This window comes from Arachidicoccus ginsenosidivorans (assembly GCF_007971385.1).
GTDB classification, from domain to species: domain Bacteria; phylum Bacteroidota; class Bacteroidia; order Chitinophagales; family Chitinophagaceae; genus Arachidicoccus; species Arachidicoccus ginsenosidivorans.
Genome location: NZ_CP042434.1, coordinates 3286643 through 3304026, shown reverse-complemented (window position 1 = coordinate 3304026; position 17384 = coordinate 3286643). Strand labels below are relative to the sequence as shown.

The 17384-nt window shown below is 39.5% G+C and carries 14 protein-coding genes; 2 read left to right on the top strand and 12 right to left on the bottom strand.

Annotation, left to right across the window (positions count from 1 at the left end):
• Nucleotides 1–432: 432 nt before the first annotated feature.
• From FSB73_RS13220 to FSB73_RS13170, 11 genes are all read right to left on the bottom strand, one after another.
• On the bottom strand, nt 433–1191 hold the full coding sequence (locus FSB73_RS13220) for a LytR/AlgR family response regulator transcription factor (RefSeq protein ID WP_146782992.1): 759 nt from the start codon (nt 1189–1191) through the stop codon (nt 433–435).
• Nucleotides 1172–2203: a sensor histidine kinase gene (locus tag FSB73_RS13215; protein WP_146782989.1), complete on the bottom strand. Its 1032-nt coding sequence runs from the start codon at nt 2201–2203 to the stop codon at nt 1172–1174. The genes FSB73_RS13220 and FSB73_RS13215 overlap by 20 nt, the downstream gene beginning before the upstream one ends.
• A gap of 9 nt (nt 2204–2212) precedes the next feature.
• Nucleotides 2213–2731, bottom strand: a complete 519-nt coding sequence (locus FSB73_RS13210) for a hypothetical protein (RefSeq protein ID WP_146782986.1) — start codon at nt 2729–2731, stop codon at nt 2213–2215.
• Between the two features lie 5 nt (nt 2732–2736).
• Nucleotides 2737–3075, bottom strand: coding sequence for a cytochrome P460 family protein (locus FSB73_RS13205; RefSeq protein ID WP_262712639.1), 339 nt, complete (start codon nt 3073–3075; stop codon nt 2737–2739).
• 32 nt (nt 3076–3107) lie between these two features.
• Nucleotides 3108–3908 (bottom strand): heme-binding domain-containing protein, encoded by an 801-nt coding sequence (locus FSB73_RS13200; RefSeq protein ID WP_146782981.1) that lies wholly within the window; start codon nt 3906–3908, stop codon nt 3108–3110.
• A 160-nt stretch (nt 3909–4068) separates the two neighbouring features.
• Complete coding sequence (locus FSB73_RS13195; protein ID WP_146782978.1) at nt 4069–7959, bottom strand: TIM-barrel domain-containing protein; 3891 nt, start codon at nt 7957–7959, stop codon at nt 4069–4071.
• Between the two features lie 620 nt (nt 7960–8579).
• Entirely contained in the window at nt 8580–9398 is an 819-nt protein-coding gene (locus FSB73_RS13190; RefSeq protein ID WP_146782975.1) for an ATP-binding protein, read from the bottom strand.
• A 47-nt stretch (nt 9399–9445) separates the two neighbouring features.
• Nucleotides 9446–9868: an AAA family ATPase gene (locus tag FSB73_RS13185; RefSeq protein WP_225973991.1), complete on the bottom strand. Its 423-nt coding sequence runs from the start codon at nt 9866–9868 to the stop codon at nt 9446–9448.
• 513 nt (nt 9869–10381) lie between these two features.
• On the bottom strand, nt 10382–10879 hold the full coding sequence (locus FSB73_RS13180; protein ID WP_146782970.1) for an NADPH-dependent FMN reductase: 498 nt from the start codon (nt 10877–10879) through the stop codon (nt 10382–10384).
• Nucleotides 10880–10973: 94 nt separating this feature from the next.
• The gene (locus FSB73_RS13175; protein WP_146782967.1) at nt 10974–12143 is read right to left on the bottom strand and encodes an L-dopachrome tautomerase-related protein; all 1170 of its coding nucleotides are present in this window, start codon (nt 12141–12143) and stop codon (nt 10974–10976) included.
• 149 nt (nt 12144–12292) lie between these two features.
• Nucleotides 12293–12754, bottom strand: coding sequence for an Lrp/AsnC family transcriptional regulator (locus FSB73_RS13170; RefSeq protein ID WP_146782964.1), 462 nt, complete (start codon nt 12752–12754; stop codon nt 12293–12295).
• 241 nt (nt 12755–12995) lie between these two features.
• On the opposite strand from FSB73_RS13170, the gene metE reads away from it, so the two are divergent.
• Together metE and FSB73_RS13160 are read left to right on the top strand one after the other, a co-directional pair.
• Nucleotides 12996–15302 (top strand): 5-methyltetrahydropteroyltriglutamate--homocysteine S-methyltransferase, encoded by a 2307-nt coding sequence (metE, locus tag FSB73_RS13165; protein ID WP_146782961.1) that lies wholly within the window; start codon nt 12996–12998, stop codon nt 15300–15302.
• A gap of 101 nt (nt 15303–15403) precedes the next feature.
• On the top strand, nt 15404–16378 hold the full coding sequence (locus FSB73_RS13160) for a methylenetetrahydrofolate reductase (RefSeq protein WP_225973990.1): 975 nt from the start codon (nt 15404–15406) through the stop codon (nt 16376–16378).
• Between the two features lie 110 nt (nt 16379–16488).
• Here the strand turns inward: FSB73_RS13160 and FSB73_RS13155 are convergent, their stop codons facing one another.
• The gene (locus tag FSB73_RS13155; RefSeq protein ID WP_146782958.1) at nt 16489–17268 is read right to left on the bottom strand and encodes a class I SAM-dependent methyltransferase; all 780 of its coding nucleotides are present in this window, start codon (nt 17266–17268) and stop codon (nt 16489–16491) included.
• Nucleotides 17269–17384: the final 116 nt, after the last annotated feature.

The following is a 17384-nucleotide window of genomic DNA, read 5'->3' as shown; positions in this document are numbered from 1 at the left end:
TCATCATAAATGGGCAATAACAAATACCCACCCCGAAAACCGTATAAATGGATTGAATATCTGGATAAAAGGCAATAGCCAATCTTACCAAATTTGGTTTTCTTTGCGTCTTTTCAATAAGCCGCTACTGGACGGCCCCAAAAAGAAATTATCCGCTGTTTTACTTCTATTGGCAAAATAGAATTTATAAATTTTTACATCATAATTTAGCAGTCCGGTTTGCCGGTTTACTACATTAAGGCAATATCAATTTTACTTAAAGTAGTAGCCGTTTCAATCTTATAATTGCCGCATAAAATTAAAAGTAGTCTCCGTACAATTAATTCTATTGGATAATCTTCACCTAGCTACAATACAATTTTAGCCCTAAATACCACAAAAAAGCTAAAGAGAGCGCTGCATTTAATAAAACAATCCTCAGCTTTATAAAATTCAATTAAGCCCCTTAAACCAATTCAGAAATTCTGTCTTTTTATTTTTATTGACCATCAGTCTTTCTTTCACCGGCACCTTCAATCTGACTTCCAGATTGCGTAAATAAGAAGGGACAATTTGAAAAATAACCTCTTTTTGTATGATATATTGGCGATTGATTTTATAAAATAATTCATTAGGAATTACAGACATAAGTGCAGTAAGGGACTGGTCTGAAAAGATGGTTTGACCGTCCATTGTTTTTATTGCAGGTAGGCCGCCAACTAAATAAAAATAGGCTATTTGTTTAAAAGGCAACATCTGGTAACAGTTTTTATCGAAGACCAGCATTCCATTATTTCGGCTCGCAATTACTTTTTTGTCGGTGCTTCCTCTGTTAGCTGTCTCACCTACGAAATGGCTTTTCAATTTCCCCCATTTACCCAGCGCCTGGGTCAGTGATGCCTTATTAATCGGCTTGAGTATATAATCAATACCATTCACCTTAAATGCTTCAGTCATATAATCATTATAAGCAGTACAAAATATAATTGGGTGCGTTATATCAATCTCTTCAAAGATATCAAAACAATGGCCGTCTGATAACAATATATCCATAAATATCAAATCTACCTCAGTGTCTTTATTGAAATAATCAATCGCCTCGCGCACGGAAGATAAAATTCCCAGAATTTTAATATCGGGATCAATTTCTAATAAAATAGAGGCCAAGGCCCTAGCTGTCCTTAATTCATCTTCAATGATTATTATATTCATGGATAATAGGCAATTTTATGGTAAAGTATGATGGCGAGCTCTCCACCTCAATGGAGGCTTTAAATAAGTTCTGATATCTTTCCCGGATATTATTTAGGCCAATATGGGCGGAAGCCTCCACGGATCGTCTAGGCATAACCGGGTTTTGAACGATCAAATAATCCTCCTCAATATAAATTTTTACAATTAAAGGATTATTCACCACAATTGTATTGTGCTTGACGGCATTTTCAACCAGCAATTGCAAGGTAAAGGGCGGTATAATCGTTTCGTGATATGTATCAGCAATCATTAATTGGACATTCAAACCTTGTCCATACCTCGTTTTTAACAAATAAATATAGCTGTTCAACAATTCTAATTCTTGTCTCAATCTTGTAAGATTGGGGTGTGTATCTTCCAGAGAATACCGATAAAAGCAGGACAACTGATCAATAAATTCTGAAGCCTGCTTTTCACCTGCATCGACCATCGACTTTAAGGTACTGAGGCTATTGAATAGAAAGTGAGGATTAACCTGCTGCTTTAGTAATTCAAAACGAGCATTTAAGTGATCCATTTTTATAGTTTCCAATTTTGCAGATATCATGCCGGTTACATGGCTTTGGTAGAAATAATAAAGAAACAAGCCAATGGTGATATTTATAATAAGCCCTCTGAATTCATACATCCCCATCATAGATGCCAGTGGATATTTAGGTAACAGTAATTGGTGGATCGTAACAAATAACGCCATTACGACGGATCCAAAAAGTATGGTTTGCACAAACTTTTTATAAATCCCACTAATTTGGTAATGGTCGTCACTTGGCGTCGGAAGCGTTTTAAGGTTAAAATACCAGACGTACAGGGTAAATCCGGTAAAAATAGAAATATCTATGACCAATTCCCCCAACAACATATGTAACCGGAAAAGCTTAGGAATAGAGGATAAAATGCCAATGCAAATTGAACTAATTACAATCACTAAATCCGCTTTCTTCAATAATCGTTTATATTCTTTGCGCTGCATGTTATAAATTTAGTCTGGAAGGTAAGGTCTTCTTAAACTCAGTATAAAATTAGTGGTTTTGTGGACCAAAAGTGTATCTGAGGTCAAGACCTTTTCAAAACCTCTTTTCCTCTTTATAAAAGTAGTGAGGTTGGGCTTAGGACTGTTTTTACCATCTGTAGCAAAACTGACTTGATCAATTGAAGTAATTTCTCCAGGAATATCGGCTCCAAACCAGTGAATATCAGGCTTTCCTAACCAATGCACCAAAGCAAGGATCGCACCCGCCTCATAATGGACTACTCCTTGCTTTACCGCCTTAAAGGCCTGATCATTCGCATATAACACTAAAATCTGTTTCGTTTTATTATCCTTAAGCAAGGTCACCATATGCCAGTTTAAAACGGCACCTATTGTAGTAGACCCGATTTCAGCGTCCCTACTAGCAGTTGCATTAAATAATTGACCTTCTATAGCGCTATTTGAATTACATCCAACTAGAAAGGATAGTAAAATACTGAATAACACCGTTAATTTATAGTGCTTCATGATGGTTATTTTTTCAATTTTAAGGGCATTGTATAAACATAATCAAGAGCCTTAACCGGGCTGTGACAGTTGGTGCAGGTTGCTGTAAATGCGGGCGTTTTACCGAAAGGTTTGAGCTCCTTACCCACCCATCTTGCCCACCCCCATCCATCAGTGGTGGCATACTTAACCTTATTTTTGATCATAAATTCAGCATGTATAAAGTCTCCCGCAACAATCAGGTCATTTTGACCTTCCACTCTTTTCCATAATACTTTGGCCAGAATGGCGCCATCCGGCCACGGTTGAATATTATTATCCTGTATGGCTTTAACGGCCACATCATTACCAAATATGGCCCGGATGGTATTATTATCAAAGCGATCTGTTGTGCTGATTAATCGCCAATTGCCATACCCGCGGGATATTCTATACCATTGACAGCGGGCAGGACAGTTTTTGGCAACTCGTCTCCCCCTGTCGCAGCTTGCAAAAGCGCTTCATTTAATTGTCCATTAATAGTGGTTGATCCCGCTGCCTGTAGATTTTTTTGTCCACTGGTTTCTTGGATTCTCGCCGTTTCACATACAGCATATTGCTTTAATATATTAAGTTCTGCCATCGATACTTTCGCCTTAGGATGCAAACGCAAATAATTTGGCAATGGCATTGATCCAAGCATGATAAAGTTAACAATATTGAATAGAGCACCCGATTTTTGTTTATCGGATAGTTTACCCCACTCAGAAAAATTTAAAACTTTTCTGCCTTTTTTCACATCTTTACTGACCAACCAGGAGGCAGGCGCTAACCGATCATACCAAACCAGTTTTGTTTGATTTGAATGACAATCATAACAAGACCTGCGCAAAATGTTCATTACTTCCGTCGGAGCCTGTAATGGCTCATCTGAAGGAGGATGCGTGTTCTGGCTTGTTGTAAATTGTAACAACCCAAAACCCATTAACAAGATCAATAACGTTGTCCAGATCTTTTTTTGCTTTTTAATATACCCTGCCATTTTCTGCTTATTTGTAATACAAAGGAACCCTAATCCTTTATATAAGCATAATAAATCAGGCTCAATGTGGCAATCTGGTAATTGATCGTGGCATTTATAGCCGACTCTATAAAAATAAGGTAATCGATATCTGCAGTAAACTACTTGAGCCTCGGATGCAATTAAAAGCTTTAACACTATATCTTATAATCCACACACCGTAAAATCTTTAAGCTTCCATCTTATTTACCAAAAAAATGAGCCCACAAGTATAACACTTACTTGCAGGCTCATCATCCATTATTGCAAAACACTCAATTATAAAATCAACTCAATCAAAAATGACTTTTCTTTATTTTTATTGACCCAGCTGGATTTTATAATGACCAGGTTGTTGCGTAAAGTTTAAGTCTTGATCCACCAGTGTGATATTGGTGCATTGCAGATCAAGCTTCACGCTGCGCTTAGCTTTTAACTTGATCAAAAAGAGGTCTTCACTACCATTTAATGTTGCTTGCTGACCGATATTTACAAAGGTAGGATAGAGTACTTTATTGCCATCTGTATGTAAGCGGTCATTGGTCAGGTTTTCCATCTTTCCCGTATGCAGCGACTGGACACTTTCATAATCAAAGTCCTCTGCATTATAAGGGATAGCAAAACTTAGCGCATTTACATTTTTAAGGTCTTTGCCTTTTACCAGCATCTCAACGGTTTCTCCCTTCTTGAAATTTTGTTTGTTAGCAGTAATTTCCAGCGTCCCTTCAAGCAAGGCGGGTTTTCTGCTGCGCTTTACGCCTCCGTCTAACTTTGTAGCCACCACAGAAATATCATAAGCATCGATCAGGCCGTTTTTATTGATATCCCCTTTACTGATATACCCTTCAAAATCACCATCACCTTGTCTGAGCCCTGTATAGTTCATATAAGAGGTTAAATCGTTTCCGTCTATCTTATGATCATTGTTGATATCTCCGGGCAGGTAACTTTCTGAACCCGGTACTTTAAAGATATATAACTCACGGCCAGATCCAAAGTCACCAGCTGCTGCTAAAACAGCAATCTTGACATAACGGGCTGAAGGATGATTTTGGAAAGAAAACGCCTTGGTCTGATTATCCATTTTCCAGTTAATATCTCCCGCCTCAGTCCAGTTATGCTTGTCCAGACTATAATATACTTTACCTTTTGTGATGATTCCATTTCTACCGGATAAGCGAGGCAGATACTGGAATTTATCCAATACATTTATACTTTGCAGATCCATTACGATATCAAATGGAACAGCCTTGGCATCATAATCAGTATGCCAATCGTCACTTTCATCAAAATCAAACATTTTCTGGATTCGCATGCCACCTTGTGAAGCAGCCGTACATGTTGCAGCAATATGACCTATGGCAAATTCCAGCGGATTTTTACCGGTCTTTTCGCCAAGTGCAACCCAATCAGAAGCGCCCTGTTTGTTTACGGCTCTAAGCTTGAAGTTATAAGTCGTTTCAGGACTTAACTGATCAAATAAGAAATGTGGCCCTTTAATGTGGGTATAACGCATCTGGTTATATTCAATCTCATAATAATCTGCGTTAGGCACCTCTTGCCAGGTTAGGTTTAGGCTATAGGCCGTTTTATTACTATCCAATACAGCAAGACCAGCTGGCGCGGTTAAACTGCCTGTATTTACCTTGGTCAGATCTGCCGGATCAAATGCATATCCTTTTATATCTAACTGCACCTCATTTTTCGTAATATCTGTACCGTCCACTTTTACCCATATTTGTGGATTTTTAATCATCTTCACCTTGGCAAAATCGCTGCCTTTTGTGGAAAACTCATTGAGATCAGGGGCTGCATTATAATAATAAACATTTTTCCCATTATTAAAGGCCTGCAGAGAATTTACTTCCGCTAGCTTGAGTTTTGATCCACCTTGTTTTACAGCGACCATTTTAGGCCTAGCAGTCACATTCACCTTAAAAGTAGTCGCTTTTGTTTTCACGAAGCCTTTATAGTCACCTTTAGTAGCATGAACTGTAATCACTGCATGATCACCGCTTTGACTGGATTCGATTAAGGTAGTAGCCCCTTCATTATTTTTATAGGCCTGGGTGGTACCATCATCATTATACGCTTCAAATGAGGTATTTCCATAAGGGTATAGCTCATAAATCCGCTGACTTTTATCGATCTGCTGTACATTGTTATTTGGATTGGCCATGGGTATGATGGCGCCTCTTTTGACAAATACGGGCAATTTCCAGATTGGGGCATCAAAACTATTTAATACAACATTACCGCTGTATTGCTGACCAGTAAAATAATCTACCCACTCACCTGCTGGTAAATAAATATTATTTCGGATATCATTTCCTGCCTCATCCATCTGGGTGGACTGATAAATCGGTGCGACTAAAAAGTAGGGGCCATACATAAATTGATACTCAGTGGCCTTGCCATGGGTATAATTATTGGGATATTCTAAGAACATAGCCCTTACAATGGGAAGCCCTGTAAGTGCGTTGTGGGCAATGGTATAGGTATATGGAATCAGTTCCGATTTTAGTTTTAAGTAAGTTCGGTTAATGGAAGTAGTGGGCTCGCCCATGGCTTCCGGATATTTTTCATTGGCGCCCCAACCATCCATATTGAGTTGCATGGGAGTGAATGTCTTCCATTCAAAGCCTCTGGCATTTATAACCGGATTTTTGCCTCCGAAAATACCATCCATGTCAGAGGTTATATTAGGCTGACCGGAGAGACCCGATCCAATAAAAGTCGGGATATGAAAACGAATATACTCCCATTTACCTCCCGTCTGGTCTCCTGACCAGACACCGGCATAACGTTGGGTGCCGGCCCAACCATCCAGAGAAATAATAAAAGGGCGGGCCGCATGACCGTAATAGGGGACAATATGTCCCACATCTGACACACCGTGCAATCCAAATGAATAACCGGCTCCCACCCAGGCAACGTCTGTTTTAAGTACGCGAACACCAGCATCACGGACTTCTTTTACGATATCTCTTTGCAAAAGTGCACTGACGCCGGCTTTGGGATGTAAATCAGATTGTGTCCAAAGTCCAATTTGTACCCCTTTACTGCGGGCATAATCCCCCAAGGACTTCAAATTAGCGATATTACTGTCCAAGGTGCTGGTCTGACCGTATCCAGCACCATAGCCATCGTTAGGCAGTAGCCAACCCAGTGGCATATCATGACTGGCATATCTGTCGATAACGGCTCTTGCCGAGAACTGATAATTCCCTTTTTCTCCATTCAGCGATTCTTTTATCCCACCATTATCTTTTTGGCTCTCCTTATAGCGTTTACCATCTTCAAATAATATTCCTTTGGGGTCTTCTTTCCAAAAGTCCCGATTATAGGCATTTAAATGGCCCTCATAAAACGCAAATTTAGGCAGTAAAACAGGATGACCGGTTAACTGATAAAAGTCCTGTAATAATTTAGTGGCACCATCATCTACCATAAAAAAGGCATCAAAATAGTCACTTTCATGGGTCAATGTAACGACTCCTTGTTTTTTTGCACCAAAATCATAACTGCCTTTCTTAAAGGTATAGAACATCACACCATAGCCTCCAGTAGACCAATAAAAAGGCGTTGGGGAGGCGACTCCGCCATCTGTCCAACTGTTTTGGTTTTCTATGGCAATCCGGTGGCCTTTATGAGAAAAGCGGCCATTTTGTACGCCACCACCATAATAATACTCATCCGAGTTTTCTTTAAGAGAGAGACTTACTTCATTACCCCCGAAGTCGATGGGTGCCAGTGATGTAATGACTACCTTGCCAGTGACCTTATTGGTTACGGTAAAAACTGTATTATTTTTATTAAAGGACAGGGACACTTCCTGTGTACTAATAGTCACCATCCCATTTTTATCTTCTATCGTCAGTTTTCCTGGGTTCATCCTGGGATTGTCCACCAATATCTGCGCCTGAGGCTTTGCCTCAGGGTCACGAATAATACCGCCTTTAATATCTTCAAAGACCCGAAATATATTTTTCCCATAAAAATCAACGGTTAACCGGTGATTGTCTGTAAAAATAAGTTGTACGGTGGTGGGATTGATCTGTTGGGCACCTGCTATTTGGTTAGACACGCTGTCTGCCACTGCTGTATACATGGCAGAAGGGTTGACAGTCGCCTTGGCATTCAGACTGCCGCCTGCCAAACATAAAAAAAGTGTACTGGATAAAATAAAATTCTGGGTTCGCCTATTCATCGCTGTTAATATGATGTTTGAATTACATAATAAAAGCATGTCTTAAAAACACATGCAAAGCCGCTCTTGGGTAAAAATAAAAAAGACGCAGGATAAAATAACAGATATTAGCAAAATACTACACATTCGTTTGCGTAAAACCAATTAATAATCAATTGATTGAGGAAAAGCATATCTTAATTTGCCCATAAAAAGGCCATTTTGGTGCAATGCTCATCAAATAATCGTTCAAATTTGACAGTAATTGTGGGATTACCCAGGGAAATCTGCCCGGCTGATACCAATTAGAAAGGAAAGTTGACCCTACACTTACTTAAGCTTGCGCAACCAAAATAGGATTAAACTAGTAGGAGTCATTTGGGTTGCCGCCCTTTTACAGCAATATTCAAGTGGAAAAGTAGCAATGGAAAAATTAATATTCAGAAAAATCAGGGCAATTTCAACAGAAAATTGAACAGAAAAAAAACTCAATCAAAACCCTTCAACAACAACTATTGCTCGCCAAAAGTGGCTAAAAAAAATCAGTTTTGGCGAGTAATATTTTTATTGCTCGCCAAAAGTACCTAATAAAACCCAGTTTTGGCGGGTAATAATAGTAAGAAATCCGTTGTAAAAATTAGCTATTCGAACAAAATGTCCATTTTAAAAGCAGCATCAACCAACATATCTTTATATTGATTTTCTTTCACACCAAAAGTCGTAATAAAATTAAGAAACACCGTCATTCTAGGAGAAATCTCAGCTCTTAAGGAAGCGATTTTATTCTCTAAAGACTTTGCATATCTTTTATTAATAACATACTCCTCATTACTGAATTTAACTTCTATAACATTTATTGCTAAATCCCCCCTACTTATCAATAAGTCTATCTGACTACCTTCTGTCGAAGCGCTACCTGGCTTAAACCATGAGCCATTAAATGTTCCAATTCCACTTATACCTAACGCCTTTTTTATCAGATCTATATGACGAATACAAATATTTTCAAAAGCATAACCTTGCCACGATAAATACTTACTTGCTCTACTAATCTCAGACCAATGTCCAGGCGCCCTAACACCTTGCATAAAATTTAAATAAAATAAACAGAACTCATCAATTAGGCGATAAAGCGTGTCCTTTTTCTTATTACTGTAAGGAATCAGCTGTTCAATAAATCCACATTCGGTCAGATCTTCCAATAGCGTAGTTAAACCTCCTCCAGTGTGAACATCAGATAAATCAAGTAATTCTTTTCTTGTTAATCCTTTATCTTTTTTTGCTAATGCGTAAATTACCTGAAGGTATTTTTGATAATTATCAAACAAAGAGGAAAATAAATTAGTAAATTCTCCTTTCAAAAATGCATTTGGGGAAAAACACAATTCTTCAATTTGTTGATTTAAACTATATCCTCTGCGTAGGTGCTTCAAATAAGCAGGTACACCACCCGTCACCATATATAATTGCAAAATTTGGTAATCAGGTAAATTGATACGATTAAAAATTAAAAATCTTTTGTTTCCTTTAAAGAAAAAGGAAGAAGGCGCATTTTTTGCGTAATTCTATTATGCAATCCACCTTTATTATAAACAATTTTCTTAATCATCCAGGATGCTGAAGATCCACAAACAACTACAAGAAATTGCTTATTCTTTGACAAATACATATTCCAGAAATATCCAAATGCAGACAAAAAACCCGATTTATGTGTTTCTAACCATGGTATTTCATCAAAGAAAAGAACCATTTTTTTCTTTGTAGATAAAGTGTTCAAACACTCCCTAAGGACAACAAATGCTTCTTGCCATGATTTTGGCACTTGGATTACTTTTTGTTCAGGAAACCACACTCTTATTCGATCTGCAAAATTAGCAAGTTGCGTCTGTGTATTCCCTTTTGCATTCTCCCCGCTACAATAGAAAACCAAATGTTCTGAAAAAAGTTCTCCAACAAATAAGTTTTCCCTATGCGTCTTCGACCATAAACAGCCAATAATTCAGCCGAATTACTAACCAACAACCTTTTTAGAATTAGTTGTTCCGAAATTCTACCAATAATTTTCTCAGCCATATACAATCATTTTTAGTCTAACCACCATAGAAAAAACTCGCTTTTAATATCTGGTATGCCATATAATCGTTTAGCAAAATAAGAAAAATATAGATTTCTGGCGAGTAATATTTTTATTACTCGCCAAAAGTGGCTAAAAAAACATAGTTTTGGCGAGTAATATTTTTATTGCTCGCCAAAACTGCCTTAAAAAACCGAGTTTTGGCGAGCAATAATGTTTAAAACGACTGTGGTCAAATGGATTTCCAAAACCACATTTGACCACAATTACATCATTTATAAAACAAAGATAACTGTTAATCAAGTAATTAGGAAGCAACAGTTTTAACCCATTTTTCAAATGCCCTTACAAAGTTTACCAGCGTATCCTTCAGTCTATCTGTAGTAATCTCCCCTGCTCATTAATGGACGTATTTACATTTGCCAAATAGCTCTCCGGTTGCTGCATTGGATAAACATCAAGAAAAACCAAGGATTGGCGCAGATGATGATTGGCGCCAAAACCACCATAGATTCCAGGGGAACAACTAATAACGCCTCCAGGTTTGCCAGACCAGACGCTATGTCCATAAGGGCGACTACCGACATCCAATGCATTTTTCAGTACCGCTGGAATAGACCTATTATATTCAGGCGTTATGAAAATAAAACCATTCAATGGTTTTACTGCTTCCCTGAATTTGACATAAGCTTCAGGCACCGGTCCATGATCATCAAAATCTTGATTATATAATGGAAGCTCCGCTATATCCACCATGCTGTAACTAAACTCATCAGAAGATAGTCCTTCTATAAACCGACCTAGGACTTTTGAGTAAGAGGCCTTTCTTAAACTACCTACGAATAATCCAATCTGTTTTTTGCTCATCTTATTTAAATTTTATGTTTTATGCTTTATGCTTCGGGTTAACTAATGCCTAGCCACCCCAATTATTATTATCATTCAGCCCTTTTGCTGATTTTTAATTTAAGGGTAATTTTACCCGATATGCCTTATAAGGATACTCTGTTCTGTCTTGCCCATGATTCCAAGTGGGTAATCTTTGCAATTGTGAGCAGGATATATACAGGTACCCATCTGCGCCTATACCCATAGAATCGGGCCAAAGTAAATTTTTATCCTTTACCAAAACCTTTAACTGACCTTCCGGTGTGAGATAGGAGATAGAGTAGCCCTCTGAGGTCGTCAAATAAATATTGCCGGCCTTATCTGCAATCAAGCCATGCGTAATCCCTACGCGTCCGGCAATTTCCACTTTTGACGCCAGCTCCTGTTCAGTCAATGCTGTATCTCTCAAAAATCTGGTTTCAATTCTAAAGAGGTTTTCCTTATTAATGGGTTTAAAATTTAGGTATTTACCATCATGGGTCATAGCGATACCGTTTACATTTGAGCTAAATGGATGTCCTTTCTGATCAACCATTTTTTGTCCGTCATAAGCGAGCGTGATTTTGTCAGCCAATGTAAAACCTGACCTTGAAAGTACTGTTCTTGATCTTCCTGTAACTAGATCTAGAATAACAAGGGCTGCCTGTCCGGGATCTGAAAGATAAGCCACTTGTTTATCAGGATCTACCCGCACATCATTTAGAGCGGAAACGGACTTATTCAAATCCGGAAAATCATAGACCCTTTCTACCTTATTTGTTGTTGTATTGATTTTAATTAAGGCGAAGATCCCACGCTTTCGTTTTGAAGTACCACTTTTGAATATATCCCCTGCTGGAGCAGGTTTTGAATCCAGTACCCATAAAAAATCCTGACTATCACAGTATAAATCCTGAATACGCAAAAAATGACTTAAATCTTGGTCTCCATTTTCTTGTACTGGAGATTTTTTATTCCAACTGAGATCCGGATAAGCTCTAAGTTTACCTTGTATCACCTCTGCCAATGCGTACTTCCCATCTCCATTATAGTTCGGAAAAGATACAAAAACCCTGTTATTGGTGTTTACACTAAGGCCTATGGCCATGCTTTTACCAAAAGCAGCCACTGGCTGCAGCTTAGAAGAATGCTGAGATTGCCCAAGTAGTGTGGCACAGCTGCTTAAAACAGCCATTATACAAACCATCAATACCAGCAGGGGTGAATTTGAGTATTGTATGTTGAAACAACTTTTGTCTTTCATGGTTAATCTGTTTGAATTGACCTTTCCAGCTAAAGTTACTGTAAAAATTCCAAGTGCCCTTGACCCAAAATTAATGACAGGGATCTTACTGATCCAGGTTAACCTCCTCCGTGTGACAACGATGAGAAACAAGTATTGGCAAAACTCAACTAAAAATGGATGTTATGCGTGTTTTTAATCTCCGACATCACAAAAGTGCTGTGGGTACTGCCAATGCTGGTTACTGACCCCAGTTTATTGAAAACAAAATCCTGGTAATGTTTCATATCACGGGCATAGACTTTTAATATGAAGTCATAATCTCCCGAGATGTTATAACATTCAACCACTTCCTCAATCTCCATAATATCCGCCACAAAATGGTGTCCGATGTCTTTGTTATGTTGTTTGAGTTTGATATTGCAAAACACAATAAATCCCTGGTTGAACTTCTCTGCATCCAGTATAGCGATATACTTTTTAATAAAACCCTGACTTTCCAATCTTTTTATACGTTCAAATACGGGTGAAGGCGAAAGATTAACCATCTGCGCCAGCTCCTTATTGGTAAATTTTGCATTGCTAGCCAGTATCCGTAAAAGGTTCAAATCTGTTTCATCAAGCTCATTCATAGAAAATTATTCTTTTAACTACTCAAATCTACGAACGATACAGCACAAATGACTTATTTCAAATAATTTTTAAGAATAATTATCTTTATTTTAATTTATATACAAATAAAATATCTGCATAATTACCTTTACACAGTTTTAGAAATCAAATTACCGATGCGCTGAATCCTTGACATCTGAGCGGCAAAGATGTAGCAACAAAGCGTATAACACACTGATTACCTATAAATAACGATAAATAATGCTAACACAAAATCTAGGCTATCCCAGAATAGGTGGCCAAAGACAATTAAAAAAAGCAGCTGAAAAGTTTTGGGCTGGCAAAATCGCCTTGAGCGAATTAAAAGAAGTAGCCATTGCTATTAGAGAAGCAAACTGGAAAACACAATTAGATGCGGGTATCGATCTGATCCCCTGTAATGATTTTAGCTTTTATGATCAGATGTTGGATACGAGTTTGCTTTTGGGCGCTGTCCCGGAGCGGTACTACCCTTTACTATCCGACACGACTAAGGAAGGTAAAATGGCGCTTTATTTTGCCATGGCCCGTGGTTATCAGAAAAACGGTTTGGACATCACTGCCATGGAAATGACCAAATGGCTGGATACCAACTATCATTATATTGTTCCTGAATTCACCCATGATCAAGTATTTAAAATTGAAGGTGAGCAGCTATTTGAATCATTTGAAAGCGCTAAGGCTCTATTAGGGAACAAGGCTAAACCTGTTTTGATCGGACCTGTCAGTTATTTGTTATTAGGCAAGGAAAAGCAGGCCGGCTTTGAACGCATAGAGCTGATCCAAAAACTGACGACAGTATATATTGACCTCTTAAACCAGCTAAAAGCAGCAGGGGCTTCCTGGATCCAGTTGGATGAGCCTTGTCTGGCACTGGATCTGACGGCAAAAGAAAAAGCCGCCTTTGTATTTGCTTACAATGAAATCGCTAAACAGGCTCCAGGATTACAGATTCTTGTCTCCACCTATTTTGATGCACTTTTAGACAATACTGCTCTGGCAACGCATCTGCCAATCAGTGCATTGCATATCGATTTGGTTCGAGCTCCTGAACAATTGGAAGAAGTATTAACGCAAATACCGGACAAACTTCAATTATCCTTAGGGGTAGTAGATGGCCGCAATGTCTGGAAAAATGATTACGAAAAATCACTTTCCCTGATCCGTAAAGCCGTCGAAAAAATTGGGGCTGACAAAGTAATCATTGCGCCATCTTGCTCACTACTGCATAGCCCCATTGACCTTGATTTGGAAACTGAAATCGATCCAGAAATCAAAAACTGGATGGCATTTGCCAAGCAAAAATTAAGGGAAGTCAAAGAACTACAGGAGATTTTTGCAGGCAACGACGCGCTGTTAACCGCCAACCAAATCGCTATCAGCAGCAGGAAAGCTTCACAAAAAGTACACAAGCAACAGGTAAAAGACCGTCTGAGTGCCATTACAGATGTTGACGCTACGCGCCAGAGCAGTTTCGCAAAGCGTCAGCATTTACATCACGAGCGCTTTAAATTCCCAGCCTTCCCCACAACAACGATTGGCTCCTTTCCGCAAACGGACGATATCCGTCAGTTGCGTTCCCTCTTCAAAAAGGGTTCTTTAACCTTAGACCAATATGAGGCAGCCCTGGAAAAAGCCACCACTGAGGTGATCAAATGGCAGGAGCAGATCGGCCTGGATGTATTGGTGCATGGTGAATATGAGCGCAATGATATGGTGGAATATTTTGGGGAGCAGCTTGAAGGCTTCTTGTTTACCAAAAATGGTTGGGTACAAAGCTACGGCAGCCGCTGTGTAAAACCGCCTGTTATATTTGGGGATGTCAGCCGGCCTAGCGACATGACCGTCCGCTGGATCAGCTTTGCTGCAAAGCAAACACAAAAGCCTATGAAAGGTATGCTAACCGGGCCAGTCACCATATTGCAATGGTCATTTGTAAGAGACGACCAGCCACGGGCCACTACAGCAGGCCAGATTGCGCTGGCGATCCGCGATGAAGTCCTGGCCCTGGAAAAAGCAGGAATAGGTATTATCCAGATCGATGAGGCGGCACTTCGTGAAGGCTTGCCTTTAAGAAAGACAAAGCAGTCTCAGTACCTGAATTGGGCCATTAAAGCCTTCAGGATTACCGCTGGTGGTGTTCAGGACCGCACACAGATACATACCCATATGTGTTATAGTGAGTTTAATAATATCATTGAGCACATTGCTGCCATGGATGCAGATGTGATTACTATAGAAACGTCCAGATCTCAAATGGAACTTTTAGAGGCCTTTGCTGATTTTGCCTATCCCAATGAAATCGGACCGGGTGTTTATGATATCCATTCCCCTCGTGTCCCTACTACTGAGGAAATGACTACACTTTTAAGAAAAGCCGCTAGTCTACTCCCACCGCGCAATCTCTGGGTGAATCCGGATTGCGGTTTAAAAACTAGAAAATGGCCGGAGACTCGTGCCGCTTTAATAAATATGGTTGCAGCAGCCAGACAAATTAGAGAAGAAATTAGTGTCGAAGCTGTCCTATAATTTATATCTTTGGGCATTACAGGGATTTGCTTAAATCCCTGTAATGCACTTTTTTGGTAGCATTGTGACATAATAAATAACACGCATTAGTTTAAGGGTATATGTTTTTAGATAAAATAAAATCAGGCCAGTCAGGCATTTTAACCTACGGAATTACACCTCCCAAAGAAGGCACCTCACCTGAGAAGGTCGCTGAGATCGCACAAAAGACCATGGCGCGCATTATTCCACTGGACATAGATGCCCTCGTCGTGTATGACGTCCAGGATGAATCTGCCCGAACATCTGCCGAACGACCTTTTCCCTTTATGAATGCACTGGATCCCTTTACTTTCTCCAAAGATTATCTGGAAAAGATTCAGGTGCCCAAAATAATTTATAGACCCGCAGGTAAATTTTCCAAGGACGAACTTAGCCAATGGTTGGAAGATATCTATAAGCACCAGTTCTATCCCGTCTTTGTAGGTGTACCAGCAGCTGATTTCCAGGTTAAGGTAACGCTTGAAGAAGCTTATCAGTTATGGCGTAAATACCAGGACAGTTCGGCCATTGGGGCTGTTACCATCCCGGAGAGACATGCGGTATTGCATGATGAAGACAAGCGGATATTAGATAAAGCAGCTGGAGGCGTTTCTTATTTTATCTCTCAGTGTGTTTTTAATCTAGACTATGCTAAAAAGATGGTAGAGGACCTTTGTTTGACCTGTCAACAACAACAACGCACGCCACCAACCCTGATTTTCACTTTAACTGTTTGTGGTTCAGTTAAAACACTTCGTTTTATGGAATGGCTGGGTATCCATATTCCTGAGCAGCTTAAAGAGTCCTTATTGCAGTCGGATAATATGCTGGAGGACTCCTTAAAAGCCTGTCTGGATAACGCAGCAGCGCTTATTGAATTTTGTAAGCAAAGATGTGTGCCGTTTGGCTTTAATATTGAAAGCCTGGCTATCAGAAAAGATGAAATCAACGCATCAATAGATTTGGTAAGCCAAATCAGTGCTATGCTAAATCGTACGCCCATTTCTCAGACAACGGCTAAGGCGCAGGCTGAATCCAATTATCCAAGACCATAAACGCAAAGGCGATCTTTTCCATTGCGGGGTTTGCCCATATTATCAGGTGGGTTATACAATGGCCAATTTATAATCCGCGGATTCCAATAAATAACTATATTGGATTGCTGCTAGTTTTTCCTGGCAATTATTGCCACCGCTTCTATATCATTTTGGTGCCGTCTAAACATCTCTCTGATATGCAAAATTCGTTTGCGCAGTGCCCTATGTGTTAACACGTTGAATACAATCTTTAAGGTACGGACAATGCCTTCATCCTGAATCAAGCGATCAAATTCGAGTAGTGCCATTGGCGTGGTCTCAACACTCAATATCTCAAATCCTTCTTCCTGTAGTAATGATCGCCATGCAGGTATAGTCAAAGGATGTGCATGTACCCGCATATTGGAACCAAGATCCTTAAAAATTCGTTTTTGGTCTGATTCACTGATATCTTCTGGTTGAATACAGAGCTCATGAATGCCGTAATAGCCTCCAGGCTTTAAAATTCTGGCAGCTTCTTTTATAATTTGCACCTTGGTGTCTATTGGATGCATGGTTAGCATGGCCTCACCAAATACTTTTGTCGCATACTGATCCGGCAAAGAAGTGGCCATGGCGTCACCAACAATCACCCTGGCCTTTGAAAAATGGATACTTTCCCTGGCCCGCCTTGCGGCCTGCTCATTTCTATCTATCCCTGTATAACTGTGTGGCTTATATTCACAGGCCATATTCGCAGTAAGGCCAAGCCCCGGCGCAAACTCGACAAGGTCGTCCTGGTTATTAATTTTTAATTGAGACAATAATATACGGGTTAGTGCTATTCCTCCCGGTCTCAGCACCTGTTTACCCAACCTGGCCAGCATCCAATGTCCCTGCTTTTCATTATAAGTCTCCTCTATTGCCATTGCTAGAAATTTTGTATCGAAAAGCCTTCGCTATTCACGACATATACGATATATACATACCCACTCAACGAAAGCCCGGAAGATCTAAACGTCTTCCAACAATGTAAAATTAAGCA